This is a genomic window from Phormidesmis priestleyi ULC007, assembly GCF_003003695.1.
Classification (GTDB): Bacteria; Cyanobacteriota; Cyanobacteriia; order Leptolyngbyales; family Leptolyngbyaceae; genus Phormidesmis_A; species Phormidesmis_A priestleyi_A.
In genome coordinates this window covers 95,331-109,261 of the sequence record NZ_PVWG01000006.1, presented here as the reverse complement: position 1 = coordinate 109,261, position 13,931 = coordinate 95,331, and the positions used below count along the sequence as shown (strand labels likewise).

The 13,931-nt window shown below is 50.1% G+C and carries 13 protein-coding genes; 2 read left to right on the top strand and 11 right to left on the bottom strand.

The window, feature by feature from the left end; genetic code table 11:
- Positions 1-259: 259 nt before the first annotated feature.
- Entirely contained in the window at positions 260-2,392 is a 2,133-nt protein-coding gene (locus tag C7B65_RS07875; protein WP_083582757.1) for a S8 family serine peptidase, read from the top strand.
- 215 nt (positions 2,393-2,607) lie between these two features.
- On the opposite strand, the gene C7B65_RS07870 is transcribed toward C7B65_RS07875, so the two are convergent.
- The 10 genes from C7B65_RS07870 to C7B65_RS07825 all read right to left on the bottom strand — a co-directional run bounded on the left by C7B65_RS07870 (position 2,608) and on the right by C7B65_RS07825 (position 12,872).
- Positions 2,608-3,579 carry a pentapeptide repeat-containing protein gene (locus tag C7B65_RS07870; RefSeq protein ID WP_073070271.1) on the bottom strand — a complete coding sequence of 324 codons (972 nt, stop codon included), beginning with the start codon at positions 3,577-3,579 and terminating at the stop codon, positions 2,608-2,610.
- A 317-nt stretch (positions 3,580-3,896) separates the two neighbouring features.
- A complete protein-coding gene (locus C7B65_RS07865; protein ID WP_073070270.1) occupies positions 3,897-5,354 on the bottom strand; it encodes an SLBB domain-containing protein in 1,458 nt (485 codons plus the stop codon).
- The gene (locus C7B65_RS07860; RefSeq protein ID WP_073070269.1) at positions 5,351-6,427 is read right to left on the bottom strand and encodes a glycosyltransferase family 4 protein; all 1,077 of its coding nucleotides are present in this window, start codon (positions 6,425-6,427) and stop codon (positions 5,351-5,353) included. Before C7B65_RS07860 ends, C7B65_RS07865 begins: the two co-directional genes overlap by 4 nt.
- Entirely contained in the window at positions 6,427-7,632 is a 1,206-nt protein-coding gene (locus tag C7B65_RS07855) for a glycosyltransferase (RefSeq protein WP_223257318.1), read from the bottom strand. The genes C7B65_RS07860 and C7B65_RS07855 overlap by 1 nt, the downstream gene beginning before the upstream one ends.
- Positions 7,633-7,669: 37 nt before the next feature.
- The gene (locus C7B65_RS07850; RefSeq protein WP_073070267.1) at positions 7,670-8,872 is read right to left on the bottom strand and encodes a glycosyltransferase; all 1,203 of its coding nucleotides are present in this window, start codon (positions 8,870-8,872) and stop codon (positions 7,670-7,672) included.
- A gap of 57 nt (positions 8,873-8,929) precedes the next feature.
- Positions 8,930-9,127, bottom strand: coding sequence for a DUF2949 domain-containing protein (locus C7B65_RS07845; protein WP_073070266.1), 198 nt, complete (start codon positions 9,125-9,127; stop codon positions 8,930-8,932).
- A gap of 489 nt (positions 9,128-9,616) precedes the next feature.
- On the bottom strand, positions 9,617-10,189 hold the full coding sequence (locus C7B65_RS07840; RefSeq protein WP_073070265.1) for a DUF192 domain-containing protein: 573 nt from the start codon (positions 10,187-10,189) through the stop codon (positions 9,617-9,619).
- Between the two features lie 10 nt (positions 10,190-10,199).
- Complete coding sequence (gene nblR, locus C7B65_RS07835; RefSeq protein ID WP_073070264.1) at positions 10,200-10,895, bottom strand: response regulator transcription factor NblR; 696 nt, start codon at positions 10,893-10,895, stop codon at positions 10,200-10,202.
- A gap of 66 nt (positions 10,896-10,961) precedes the next feature.
- Positions 10,962-11,864 carry an NAD(+) kinase gene (locus C7B65_RS07830; protein WP_073070352.1) on the bottom strand — a complete coding sequence of 301 codons (903 nt, stop codon included), beginning with the start codon at positions 11,862-11,864 and terminating at the stop codon, positions 10,962-10,964.
- 105 nt (positions 11,865-11,969) lie between these two features.
- Complete coding sequence (locus tag C7B65_RS07825) at positions 11,970-12,872, bottom strand: NAD(P)H-binding protein (RefSeq protein ID WP_317615804.1); 903 nt, start codon at positions 12,870-12,872, stop codon at positions 11,970-11,972.
- A gap of 317 nt (positions 12,873-13,189) precedes the next feature.
- On the opposite strand from C7B65_RS07825, the gene C7B65_RS07820 reads away from it, so the two are divergent.
- Positions 13,190-13,609, top strand: coding sequence for an ArsR/SmtB family transcription factor (locus C7B65_RS07820; protein WP_073070263.1), 420 nt, complete (start codon positions 13,190-13,192; stop codon positions 13,607-13,609).
- 57 nt (positions 13,610-13,666) lie between these two features.
- On the opposite strand, the gene petM is transcribed toward C7B65_RS07820, so the two are convergent.
- The gene (gene petM, locus C7B65_RS07815; RefSeq protein ID WP_073070262.1) at positions 13,667-13,771 is read right to left on the bottom strand and encodes a cytochrome b6-f complex subunit PetM; all 105 of its coding nucleotides are present in this window, start codon (positions 13,769-13,771) and stop codon (positions 13,667-13,669) included.
- Positions 13,772-13,931: the final 160 nt, after the last annotated feature.

The window sequence follows — 13,931 nt, the reverse complement described above, 5'->3', positions numbered from 1 at the left end:
ACCTTTCGTATTTACAGAGAGAGGACAATTTTAGACTTCGGGTATTTTATCACTACGCGACCCTTTCAGAGCGAGATCGCGACTAACTAACCACAATCAGAGAGCTTCATATCCTGACTGTATTTAATAGCGACGCGAAGTTTTTTAATAAGTTCCCAGTGACTTGAATTGTGGGGTCGATCGCTGTCCGAACCAAGAATTTTGAGCATAGATTCCTGACTCGAAGACTAAACTGAGAATAGTTTGCGGTGAGGCGTTTATGACTAACCCATCCAATGTGCCAAATTCTGCTCAAAATCAACCTGCCAATGCCAGTGTCGCTGAAGAGAGTCGAGGCAAGATTCTACAGCGCGGCGGCGAAGAACTGCTGTTAGAAAAGGTAGACGATCGCTTCACAGTCCACGCGGGGTCGGGTCAACAAGCTAGAGATTTAGCCAATCGGTTTCCTGCAACGGTCGCTCCGGGCACCGCTCCGCCTGAGTTAACAGAGTTTGTGGTCAACCCGGCACAAAAAGATCAGGTGCTGAACGAGGTTCGTCAAGCCGACACGGTAGAGTATGCCAGTCACGTTTACCAGGTTAAAGACAATCCCGCCTCACGAATTTATTTGACCAATCAGGTGACGATTCAGTTTGCGCCTAGCGTCAGTGCAGAAACGATCGCTACCATCACATCAGAGTTGGGGTTGAGGCAGGTCAAACCGATCGTGGGCGTTAACAATGCTTTTGTGTTTGAACTCACGTCAGACGCAAAAGAAAACCCGATGAAGATGACTAATCGGTTGATTGCTCGCACCGATGTGATGACTGCCGAGCCGAATGTGATCGTCAAAACCCAATCGCACTATCGCCCCAAAGATCCGCTTTATGCTAAACAGTGGCACCTCAATCACACAGGCGGGTTTGGCTTAACGTCCGGTTCTCATGTGTTTGCCGAACAAGCCTGGGATGTGACGCGAGGTAGCCGCTCGATCGTCGTTGCTGTGATGGATGACGGCATGGATCTCAACCATCCCGATTTTCAGGGAGTCGGCAAAATCGTTGCACCCAGAGATTTTAAAGGCGATGATTTTGACCCCGACCCCGACGAAGCTGGAGAAGATCACGGCACTTCTTGCGCGGGGGTTGCCGTCGCTGAAGAGAATGGCTTCGGGGTCGTGGGAGCGGCTCCCGAATGTGCGCTAATGCCCATTCGGACAACGGGCTTTCTGGATGACGATACGATCGAGTCGCTGTTTGATTGGGCAACGACCAAAGGCGCGGCAGTGATCTCCTGTAGCTGGGGACCGAGTGCCGTTTATTTTCCGCTATCCCTGCGGATGAGAGCGGCTCTGACTCGCGCTGCCACTGAAGGACGTAACGGTAAAGGCTGCGTGATTGTGTTTGCTGCTGGCAATGCCAACCGCCCCACGAATGGAACGGTGAATGAATCCGGCTGGCCACGCGATGCGGTCAGTAATACCACCATCAGTGGTGACACCAAATGGTTAGGCGGTTTTAGCGTGCATCCAGACATCATCACGGTGTCTGCCTCCACCAGTTTAAACAAGAAGGCTGCCTACAGTAATTGGGGTGCAGAAGTTTCGGTGTGTGCGCCCAGTAACAATGCGCCTCCAGGAGTTGGATTACCTAATTTGGGCTATGTGGCAACGCCGCCACAGGTCAAAGTTCAGCTTCAGGGCTTGGGGGTGTTCACCACCGATCGAGTCAACGCGGCGGGTTATGACGCGAGTAGCTTCACCTCAGAGTTTGGCGGCACGTCGAGCGCAACACCGCTTGTAGCAGGAATCGCAGCATTAGTGCTGTCGGCAAATCCTGAGTTGACGGCTCAAGAAGTGCGACAAGTTTTGCAGCAATCTGCCGACAAAATTGTCGATAGTGATGCTGATCCGCAGTTGGGCTTGCGGAAAGGCACGTATGAATCGAATGGGCGCTGTGACTGGTTTGGCTATGGTAAAGTCAACGCGGCAAAAGCCGTTCAGATGGCAGTTCAAAAACGGGCAATGCTCGCGGCATCACAGCGATCGATTCAATTGCAAAACAATACGAGTATCGCCATTCCTGACAACAATCCTCAAGGCATTGTGAGCGTGATTCAGGTCGCAGACAGTGCGATCGTGCGCGATGTGCAAGTTGCACTGGATATTGATCACACTTATCTGGGTGATTTAGAAATTAGTTTGGTTTCGCCATCTGGCAGTGCCGTGATGCTGCAAGGTCGCACGTTAGGACGCAGGACAAAACTGCAAACGATTTACTCGCTGCAAACCACGCCAACGCTGAGAAAGTTTTTTAGTCAACAAACACAAGGACGCTGGCAGCTACGCATTATAGATTCAATCGCCAATGATATAGGAACGCTGAACTGGTGGAAATTGACGTTGGGAGCTTAAAGACTAAAATGACAATAATCTGGCGTTGCTGAATTGCGGTATGAATGGCTAAGTTCTCCCTCACCCCAAAGGCGAGGGAACAAAGATCCAGCTCCCTCCTCCTTAGCAAGGCTAGTTCATCACATTATTTTTTGTTCTATGAACTAGCCCTGCTTTGTGAGGAGGGCTGTCCAGGTTCATGCATGAGGTCTATTCTCTAACGTTAGCAAGGCACCTTATTCGTGCACTCGACCATTGGGCATGATGGCTCCCGTGAGAAACGCCCCGGTGAGTTTGACCATGATGCGATCGTCAAACCCAATCTTTGCCCCGCGCAAATCTGCCCCGCGCAAATCTGCCCCACTCAAATCTGCCCCAATCAGATTCGCTTCTCGCAAGTCTGCTTTGTTGAGACTCGCCTGAAGCAAGTTGGCTCTAAACAGGTTTGCCTTGTGCAAATTTGCTCCGTCTAGATTGATCTTGTGCATAAAAGCGTCACTCAAGTTGGCATTGCTCAGGTTTGCGTGGCTAAGATTACGACCCGACAAATCTCTTTCTTGAAGGTTTTGCCCGCTCAAATCAGTTCCGCTCAAGTCAGGAGTCTGCGGTCTAGGGGGCGTATGGGCACGCTGTTGGGGCGGATGATAAGGCGAGTGAGGATAAGGACTCGCAGGTGGGGGGCTAGGCTGTGGGCGCTGGGTTTGCGTATTTGCCTGATGCGTTTGAGGGTCAGGCGATCGATGATATTCCGGTCGATAGTGAGACTGCGTATAGTAGTTTTGATCTTTTGACTGAGCGTGAGTCTGTCCACTATTGGCTTGATGCCCATTCTGAGACTGCCCGTTTTGAGCACGATCCTTTTGAGAATGCCCATGGGTCTGAGAATGACTCGCCCCCTGAGAAGTCTGCGAATTAGGCTGAGGCGGACGGTAATAATAAGATTGATAGTAGGTTGAAGCTTGTTTCGGGGTGGGTGCAGGCTGCGCTTTTGGGGCTGGACGCTCACGCGCTTGGGTTCGCAGCGTATCTCGTGCGTGATTAATTGCTTTAATTTGGTCTTCTGCTTTTTTGAGCAACCGAGGATTGTCTTTAGGCACGCGATCGGGATGCCAAACAAACACCAGGTCTTTATACGCCTGGTTCACTTCTTCTAGTGAGGCACCGGGTTCGAGTCCCAAAATTCGATAGCAACGGTCTAACTCACTCATACTTCACCAAGATTGCTATTCAACCATCTATATAAAGATGTGTTTGCGAATCAGATTTCTCATGAAACCACACACTATGCCCACTCTCCCTTGTGAAGTAGAGGTTTTTCTAGTCTTACAAAGTGTAGTCTGAACTCGATAGAGCGGTCAGAAAGTAAAGACTGATTTAATAGAATGGGTAAATTGTTAATATAAAAGAAACTTATCATTGAGTCTATTTTTCAAAATCCCGTAACAAGATCGTAGCGCAGACCTCCCACTTATCACTGAGTCAGCGAGAGATCTGCGCTAAATACGTCCAAATTCTGCTCAGGACATCAGCGAAAGATGTTAAAGATGCCCAAAAAGCCCGACAGAGGTGCGAAGATCGTCCCTAGAGTATCGCCGATGCCAGCCAGCCCTGACTTGCCGACCACGATCGTATCGTTATTTCGCAACGGCGGATTGCTCTGCTCGTTGATGCCTTGATTAAAGTTAATGGCAATATCACGGCGATCGACCGTTCCGTTAGGGTTGAGTCTTAGAAAACTAACTTCTCGCTTTTTGGCGCGCGTGTTAAATCCGCCTGCTGCCAAAAGTGCCTGATTAAGCGTCGTATTGGGCGGAAGCTGAACCGTTCCGGGTTTAGCCACTTCGCCGACGACATTGACCACGATCGCATCAGGCGAAAAACTGGCACGAGCCAAAATCGTCGCATCGGCTGGAGAAAGCGTCGCGGCGGTGGGAACGATCACCCGATCGCCATCCTGCAACGAAATATCTTGCCGCGAATCGCCCGCTTGCAGCAGTTGAAACAAGTTGACCTTCATCACCTGATCAGATCCAGCTTTAGTTCGTCTTCGCACTTCAATCTCGCGAATGTTGGCAGATTGCGTGATTCCTCCGGCAATTTGCAGCGCTCGTGTCACCGTCGGCACCTGCACCTTATTGCCGATCGTCGGAGCCGTCCCGCCCGTTTGAGTTTGCGGCACCGCCTCGCTTTTAATACTGTGAGGGCCAGGACGATTGACCTCACCCGCCACCACGATTTTCAACGGCTGATCGGTGCTGACCGAAAAGCTAGAAGAGGCGATCAGGTTTGCGTCATCTATATTCACAGCAGTAGATGCCGGAACAACAATGCTATCCCCATCGCGCAGGGGCAGGTCTTGACTGATATCGCCCGTGAGCAGCAGTTGTCGCAAATCAACGGTGCGTACTTGAGGGGCACCGCCCTTGCTCGATCGCCGCAACACTTGCACTCGCTGAAGATCGGCTGACTGGCTCATGCCGCCTGCTAGTTGAAGCATTTTGGTTAAAGTCGGAATGCCCCCTTCGGTCAGCGTCGTAGTGTAAGAGCCGGGGCGAGTCACTTCCCCCGACACCGCTACATTAATCGGTCGCGATGCCACTAAGCTGACGGTGACGATCGGGCGAGTTAGCCATTCACTGAATTTCTTAGAAATTGCTGTCGATGCGTCCTTGATCGTCAGCCCCTCTACCGTGACGCTGCCTGCTAGAGGCAAATTCAACGTTCCGTCAGCCAACACTTGATAGTCGCCGCTATATTCTGGCACGCTAAAAATGTCGAGCTTGATTTTGTCACCCGCTCCTAACAGATAGCCTTGGTCAACAGGCAGAGCCGGACTCGGTGCGGAACTAGACGCTGGAGAATTTGATCGAGGCGGTTGAGGGGTTTGAGCAAAGCTGGGATCGACCAGGCTGAGACTCAATAGAATTAGGAAAAAGCTCGATCGATTCAACATACTCACTCGTTTAGAAAATTGACTCGTCATAGATCAAAGCCTCGGATTGCATCCTCATAGACCTCTAATGTTTCTTGATGCACCCGTTTCACCGATAGCCACTCTAAGTTTTGCGGTGCCCGTTGTTTCCACATCTCTAACTGCGTTGGGTGAGATAGCAATTGGATCAACGCTTTTGATAAGGCAGATGCGTCTCTGGGTGGTACTAATAGTCCGGCTTTTCCGCCCTCCAAGACTTCAGGAATGCCATCTACCTGAGTGGCCACAATCGCACACCCGGCTTCTCGCGCTTCTGAAAGCACTAGCCCAAAGGGTTCTCGATCGGATGCCAACACAAAGATATCAGTTGCCAGCAAATAGCGCTGTGGTTCTGGCTGAAAGCCTTCAAAATGAATGCGATCGCCGACTGGACTTTTTTGGGCGTGACGCTCAAACTCGGCCCGATCGTCGCCGTCTCCGACCAAATAAAGGTGAACGGGAAAATCAGCCAGACTAGTAAACATTTCAGTAAAGGCATCAATCAGTGTTTTAATCCCCTTGCGGTGAAACATGCCTGCAACCGTTGTGATAGCGGCACGGTGTAAGGGGAGAGGTTCGATCTCAGACAACGGGCGACAGCGAGGACTGCCCAACGTGCCATTGGTAACGACTCGCAGTTTGCTAGCCGGAATGCCTCGCTGCTGCATCGAAATCGCGACGGCTTGACTAATGGCGATGACGCGATCGGCAAGTCCCATCAAAATTGCACTGCGCTGAAACTCATTGTGAACCGTAGCTACGATCGCGTAATTGGCACTGCCTTTAAGCAGTTTTGCCAAGACGACCCCAGTCATCATGTGAGTATGGATAACGTTTGGCTCAAACGCCTCCACGATCTTCCAAAAGCGCTGGGCGGCTTTGATTAATGGCACAGGTCGGCGGCGTTGATCAAACCTAAAGTGCCGCACTCCATAGTCAGCTAACAGCGCCTCAAACTCACCGCCGCCCGATGCGACAGCGACATCATGACCCGCTTGAGCTTGGAGGCAAGCCAAATCGATCGCCACATTGATGATGCCGTTGCCGATCTTTTGAATATCGTTGAGAACGTGAAGGATTCGCATTAGGTGAGGTGCGTCAATCTCTCTAAAACTTCCATGTATTGGTCAATCACGCGATCGGTCGAAAACTCTAGCGATCGCCGTTTCAAAACCGTTGCATGAATGGGATGGTCGAGGGTGTCTAAAATGGCTTTGGCGAGAGTGGGCGGATCAGCAACTGGCGCTAACTCGCCATAAGTGCCATAGTCTAAAATCTCCGCCGGGCCGCTAGGGCAATCTGTGGAGACGATCGGGGTTCCGGTTGCCATCGCCTCTGCAACGACATTGCCAAATCCTTCAAATTTAGACGAAAGCACGAACACCGAGGCGTGAGCCATATAAGCGTAGGGATTGTCTGCGAACCCCGGTAGTGACACATCCGCTTCTAAATTCAATTCGCGGATCAGCCGCTCTAGCTGTGGGCGTTGTTCACCTTCGCCTAAAATCATCAATCGAGCCGGGCGCTGCCGTCGCACTAGCGCAAATGCATTAATCAACGTAAAGAAATCTTTCTGACTCACTAACCGCCCAACGCCCAAAATCACGGGCGGTTCTGCTGGCAAAAACCAGGGATGAGCGATCGGCTCTTGGCTTTTCTCTAAAACTTCAGGCGTGACGACTGGATTGTAGATCACTCGAATCCGCTCTAGGGGAAGCGAGGTGATTTGTGCCAGATCTTCGGCAGTCCCTTGAGAAGCTGCCACCAGATCATCTGATTTTGGGTAAAGCCAGCGCACTAACTTGGGTCGAAGTTTTCCCATCGTGTTAGGCTGATGCTCTTGAAATTGTCCAGATAGATAGGTTTGGATGCACATCACCACACGAGTCGGAACTCGCGCACTCCACTTAGCCCAGAGAGCAGAACTAACAATATCTAGCGCTGAAAATAAAACCGTGGGTTGTTCTTGCTGCAAATGACGCTGCAATGCCCTTGTCTTTGACAACACCACTGGAAACTTAGACTTTAAATCCACCAGCCTGACGTTTGCCGGAACTTGCTTAAGATAGTCTCCTTCGGCTTCTGCAAGCACTAGATTTGTCCTTAAACCGCGATCGGCAAACCCCTGCGCCAGGTGCAGCATTGCTCGCTCGGCACCACCTCCCGCTAGAGCAGGCAGAAACACGCTTACAGAAGAATTATTCACTGTCATACTTGCCAGACTTACGGCTAATCCTCCTGAGAATGGCGTAAGGACAGGAGATTTACCTCCCCCCGAAGTGAGAATCATTGTAAAAATCTCCCGATCGCGGCATCTATCCATCTAACTATTGCCGCAGTTCGAGCGACCTACCGGGCTGAGGAGATCTAGCGGCGATCACTTGTTCTAAAAGGTGCCGAATCTGCTTCCGAGTCACTGTGAGATTGAAGCGTTGCTTTGCTTGCTGTCGTCCTTGCTGCGCGATCGTCTGGGTTTCCTGCCAATAGTTTCGACAGTGGTTAATCGTTTCTGCTAACCGTTGAGCGTCGCCCGGAGGCACCAACCAGCCAGTCACCCCTGGTTCAACAATCTCTAACACGCCTCCCGCATCAGCCGCGATGATCGGCTTTCCACACAGCATGGCTTCTACGATCACTCGTCCAAACGGTTCTGCTGTGGTTGACGTGTGCGTGATTAAGTCACACATCTTCATCAATGGCACGACATCTGAGCGGAACCCCAAAAAGTGAACTCGATCGCTTAAGCCCAATCGCGCTACTTGGTCATGCAGTTCTTGCACATAATCTTGCTCACCAAATAAGTCATCTCCGACTAAAACGGCAGTTACGTCTGGAGGACAATGAGTCAGGGCATCGATTAAGATGTGTTGCCCTTTCCAAGCGCAGAGACGGCTAAAGTGCCCGATTACGAAACGATCGTCAAGTCCCAACCGATCGCGAAGTTGTTGAGCCGTGTTGTGTTGCCGTTTCTCGTCAGGGTCATCGTCGCTATAGTCTTGGAGCTGAAAGCCGTTGTAAACTTTGACTCCGATTTCTGGACGACCTCCCGCTTCAATAAACGAGTTTAGGCTGGCTTGAGAAACCGCGATCACCCGCGAGGCAAACCGATTGCATAGCGCGACGGTCAGCCGACGATTTGCGCGACTAAAGTGGTCAAGTGAGAGAATATCGTGAAGATGAAAGACGAGCGGACGACGAGCAATCAAGCTCGCGAATGCGCCCACAACCAGAGCCTTTAGAGTGTTGGCATAAATTAAGTCATAGTCGCGGCTAAGTTGCGTCACGTTAGCCACTAATGGAATCAACGAACCCAAACTGCTTAACCCCACCAGCCAACTGCTTTCTTTGCGAACCGCGATCGTTCTATCACTCAAGATTTTGACAGGCACCTGGTTTTGCTCGGCTAATTGCCTAAACTGCCCGTCCTCAAATAAGCCTAGCAGAGCATCTGGATAAACTTTTGCAAGGTCGAGTAGGCTTAACTCTGCACCTCCCAGCTTTCCACTGTAATTAAGGAATAAGATTTTCACGGATGCTACTCAGCAGATGTCCGTCTGATTAAACCCCGATCGCAGCGATAGCAGGGTCTAACCTTTGGCAGATTCTAGCCAGTCATAAATTTGATCAAGCTGTTGCAGCGTCACTAGCCCATATTGCCAAAGAATCATCGGCAAAGGCCCGTTGTTTTGTTCTCGGTGTCTAAGGGCAAACGCGATCGAAGAGTCAGAAATCGCTAACTCTTCTCGTAAAAAGCAAATAAATTTTGAATGGGTTGTAGGTGCCATTATGCTCTCATCTCCTGAGTGACCCTATCTTGAATCGATAGTCTGCTTTTCGATATTTGTCAGTAGCCACTCTTTAATCTGGACTAGAAGATCTTTTTTCAACCACCCACACCTAGATCAAGGCTCAATCTCCGCAGTGAGCCAACTTAAAACGTTGCTAATTTAACGTGAGTTCGACGAGTTTTTTCGCTTCGTTCTCAGCGGCTTCTGCCCCCTAAATCCCCCAACTTGGGGGACTTCAAGCCAAAATTTCCGGTTCAAAGTCCCCCAATTTTGGGGGATTTAGGGGGCTTCCCGAATTCATCATCGGAGTGAACCACTTCTATCGAACTCACGTTAATTTAACTGCCTTAAAATGACGGCTCAGAAAATAAGCCTCTAAGTTACATAGGGCTGAAGAACTATAAATCTATCTAAAGACAGGTTGCAGAAGAACTATTTAACATCGGTCTATCGTAGCCGAAGTTAAACAAATGGATGCATCAAAAATTAATTTTGGGCAGATCTACCCGTTTTGAGAAACTGAACCGGAACTCGATCGCCAACCTTCAACCCTAAGTCAGTCGATCGTCCGCCGCGTAGCTCAATCACCTGGTCAATCGCATCGCGAGTCGAGCCGTAAGTCGCACAGGGATCAGAAGTGCAGGGAGGCACATTCACCGCGATCGCCTTGACTACACCTTTATAAAGAAAGATCATGTCCAGGTTGATCAAGGTGTTTTTCATCCAAAACTGGGTAGGTCTGGCGGGGCTAAAGATAAACAGCATTCCCCGATCGTCTGCCAAGCTGGTGCGACCCATCAAGCCAATTTCTTGCTCTTGCGGCGTTTTGGCGACTTCTAGCTGAATGACTTTTTTACCGATCGGCGCTTGAGCCGTGATTTGCAAACTCTGTCCCAAATTTGCGTTGGCTTGCATGAGAGGTGACGAACTAGCCGCTTGAGTCGCAGACACCGAAGCCGTCGGCGCAGGAGAACAGCCTATTAGCAGTAGACCCAACCCTAGCCCTGCCCATTTAACACGACGACCTAACTCAGATTTAGCAAGTTTATTTGCGCTCATTTACCTTCACCTACGCTTCCCGCAGCACATATCCTACGCCACGTACAGTCTGAATTAACCGCTTCTCGCCTTCGTCTTCGATTTTCAAGCGCAGATAGCGGATGTAGACTTCAATCACGTTCGATTCGCCGACAAAATCGTAGCCCCAAACGCTTTCTAAAATTTGCTCACGAGTCAGAACTTCACGCGGATGCTCCATCAAACATTTGAGCAAATCAAACTCTTTCATCGTTAAGTCGATCGCGCGCCCATTTCGCAACGCTTGGCGGATCGCCAGATCTAACACGAGATCTCCAAATCTCAACTGCTCTGCGCCGGGAGCATCGACTTTTAGATAGAGCTTAACTAGTTTGAGAAAATCATCACTCCGGTAAGGCTTGAGGAAATAATCATCGGCTCCAGCCTCTAAGCAAGCCACCCGATCGTCTACAGCATCTCGTGCCATCAACAGCAAAACAGGGGTTCGCATTCCCGTGCCGCGCAGATGATTGCAAAACGCCAGTCCTGATTCTCCTGACAGCATCCGATCGACCACAATTAAAGCCGGATGCCGCTCGGTTGCTTGGCGCAAACCACTCGCTGCGTCATGGGTGACGATCGTCCCATATCCAGACTCTTGCAGGTCTAAACTGACGCTGTGAGCTAGGGTCTCGTCTGTTTCGATGATCAGAACGCAAGGGCTGTGATCAAGGGTGGCAATACTCATAAAACCTGGGGAATAAAGGGTTTTAATCTCAGCACTGTTGTAACACGTCTGGCAATCATTGGTTACTTAAGTAGGTTTTGCAATGTGAGGTAAGCCCCATCCTAGCTTCTCGCGCAGCAGATGAAAAAACTCTGGCGGGCGGAGGCGAACGAAACGAGCCAGGTAGGGCGATCGCTGTACCCGCACACAATCATCGGGCAACACATAGCATCCAGCATTGCCATCGGCAGTCATCACTAAGCGGTTGGGGTTTGCCGGAAAAATCGTCACAGGCTCACTGTTAGCAAACACCAGAGCGCGAGATGCCAGCGAATGCGGACAAATTGGCACCAAGATCATCACCGGAACTCCGGGCGTGATCACGGGCCCTCCCGCCGAGAGCGAATAAGCCGTCGAGCCAGTTGGCGTAGACAAAATAATGCCATCTGCCGCAATGTCTACGCGAGTGTGCTTGCCAATCTCAACCTCAAAATGGCACATGCTGGTCAGTGGTTCTCGATGCAGCACCATCTCGTTTAAGCAGAGCGCTTCCCAAAGAACGGTGTTTTCTCGAAAGACTTGCACCTGTAGCATGGTGCGTTCTTCGACCTCGTAGTCACCTGCCAAAACTGCCTCGATCGCTTCTGGCAACTGCTCTAACAAAGTCTCGGTGAGAAACCCCATGTGCCCTGTGTTGACTGCCAAAATCGGCACATTGCAAGGAGCCACCTGCCGAAACGCAGACAAAACAGTGCCGTCGCCTCCTAGCACCACAGCAAAGCGCATCGCTTCATCAAACCCTGGAGGAGATAGCTGATCGATCGGAGCATGACAAACCGGGCTTCCCGGCGTGGAGTAGCCCAAAATTCCACCCGCTCCCGTTGCTAGAATGACTTCCCAGCCGCACGAAATTAGCTTATCTTTTAGCTCCCTAGCCGTTTGACAAGCGATCGGTTTGTCGTCGTTGTAAATAATGCCAGCTTTAGGCACGCGCAAAAGTCCGTATCAGAACAGAAAAACGAATAATTGGGACTATAGCACTCCCCATGAGAGCGATGAGATTTAAGTTAAGCAACTCAACGCCCATCGCTCGATCTAAAACCGGGGATAGGTTCGACCGTCTTTGGCAGTTGGCTTCTTCTTGTTCTTGATTTGAGCCTGAGCGACTTCGACTTCTTTCAGTTTTTTGAGAATCCGACCGAAGTAGTCTTGCATATAAGCTTCTAATGTCGTCATATCCTCCGGGTCTAGCTTAAAGGTTTTATAGACCTCATCCATCGGGGCACTCAAGGGTTTACCCGTTGCAACCACTTCGGTGAAAGACAGCCGATCGGCGATGTTCCAAGTCCACTGAAAGAATCGGGCAAAGCGGGTGAAGGCACGCAGCAAGCCGATCGGCATCCGTGAAACTTTTGCCTGCTTGCCAGACATCCGCTCACATAAACGAATAATCTCATAGGCACCCCAGGCTCTTGACCCCACCACTGGAAAGGATTGCTTCTCAGTTTCAGGCACCTTCAGCGCTTGCACCGCGAACTTAGCCACGTCTTGCGTATCCATGTAGGCGATCGCAGAGGTGTCACCCATCACCCAAACGGCTTGCCCTTCTAAGATCGGAATCGCATATTGACCAATTAAGCCTTGCAAAAACCCAGAGGGACGCAGGATAGTGTAATTTAACCCTGATTCGGCTAAAAGCTTTTCAGTACAGGCTTTAATCTCCATCAACGGCACTTTGGGAAACTTTTCAGCATCCAAAATAGAAAAGAAAATATAGCGATCGATGCCCGCCGTTTTTGCGGCTCGAATCAGATTTTCTTTCCCATCCCAATCTACCTGTCGAATGCTGAGAGAATCGGTGGCGCGGGCGGTTGCCGCATCAATGATTGCTGTCACGCCTTCTAATGCTGGCGGGAGACTTTCAGGATCACAAATATTGCCCGTTACTAACTCTGCGCCCCACTCCTTCAAGAAGGCAGCTTTCTTAAGACTCCGCACCAAACACCGCACCTCGTACCCCTCATCTTAAGGCGCGACGAGTCACCTGTCTTCCTAAAGTGCCAGTGGCACCCACAATTAATAAGCTCATGAGGAATTCGTGACGAATTGTTAACTTTTTGTCAGATTCTATCAGAAATTTCGACCAAACGGAGAAACTTCCCCCATTCAGATGAGATTCTCAAGAAGAGTGTTGCGATCGTCCCTCAAAACAAGCCGCCATATTGGGCATGTGTTGCCTTGGGGTCTGTTAAGCTACCCTAAAAGCAGCCTTCTTCTCTGCTGATCGCTTAAGCGGTTCAGCTACATGAACTTTTATGAGTAACTTAAACTCTGCCCATGTCAGTGATTTTAAGGTCGATCGCAGCCAGACCTCTGACGATCTAAACTGCACTATTCAACATCCTGTCGATCTGAGTCAGGTGCGGCAGTTAAACCGAGACCTGATCAGCGTCGAGAAAGCCCAGCGAATGGCAGAGTTTTTTGCGCTGCTAGGAGATGCCAATCGGCTCCGAATTTTGTCAGCATTGGCAACTCAAGAACTATGCGTGTGTGACCTCGCTGCTGTTGTCAAGATGACTGAATCAGCCGTGTCTCATCAACTGCGATCGCTCAGAGCGATGCGTTTAGTGGGTTATCGCAAGCAGGGGCGCAATGTTTTCTATTCTCTTAAAGACAATCATGTGTTCAACCTTTATCGAGAAGTAGCTGAACATCTTGATGAGTCAGACGACTGATCAAAGGCAAAGGGTCAAAGCAGAATTTTCTCGCTTTTCCCCTTTTTTCACTCTTTACTATTCCTCACCACCCTGAATCTTAAGCAGCAAAAATCCTAGGGCTAAGCCAATGGGAATCAGGGTGAACGATAGAATAGCAGCGTTAAACATCTCTCCAGACATTGATCGAATCCTCCTAAACTTGAATTTTATGGGTCGATCGTGACCCCAGTTTTGTAAGCAGGTGTGTTTACTTAAGTTAGTAGACCCGCAGAAAGTATTGTAAACCGTTCAGTAGCGGGTTTTCTGCAAAGGGTGTAGATGAAGAAGTTTTGAGGTTGTC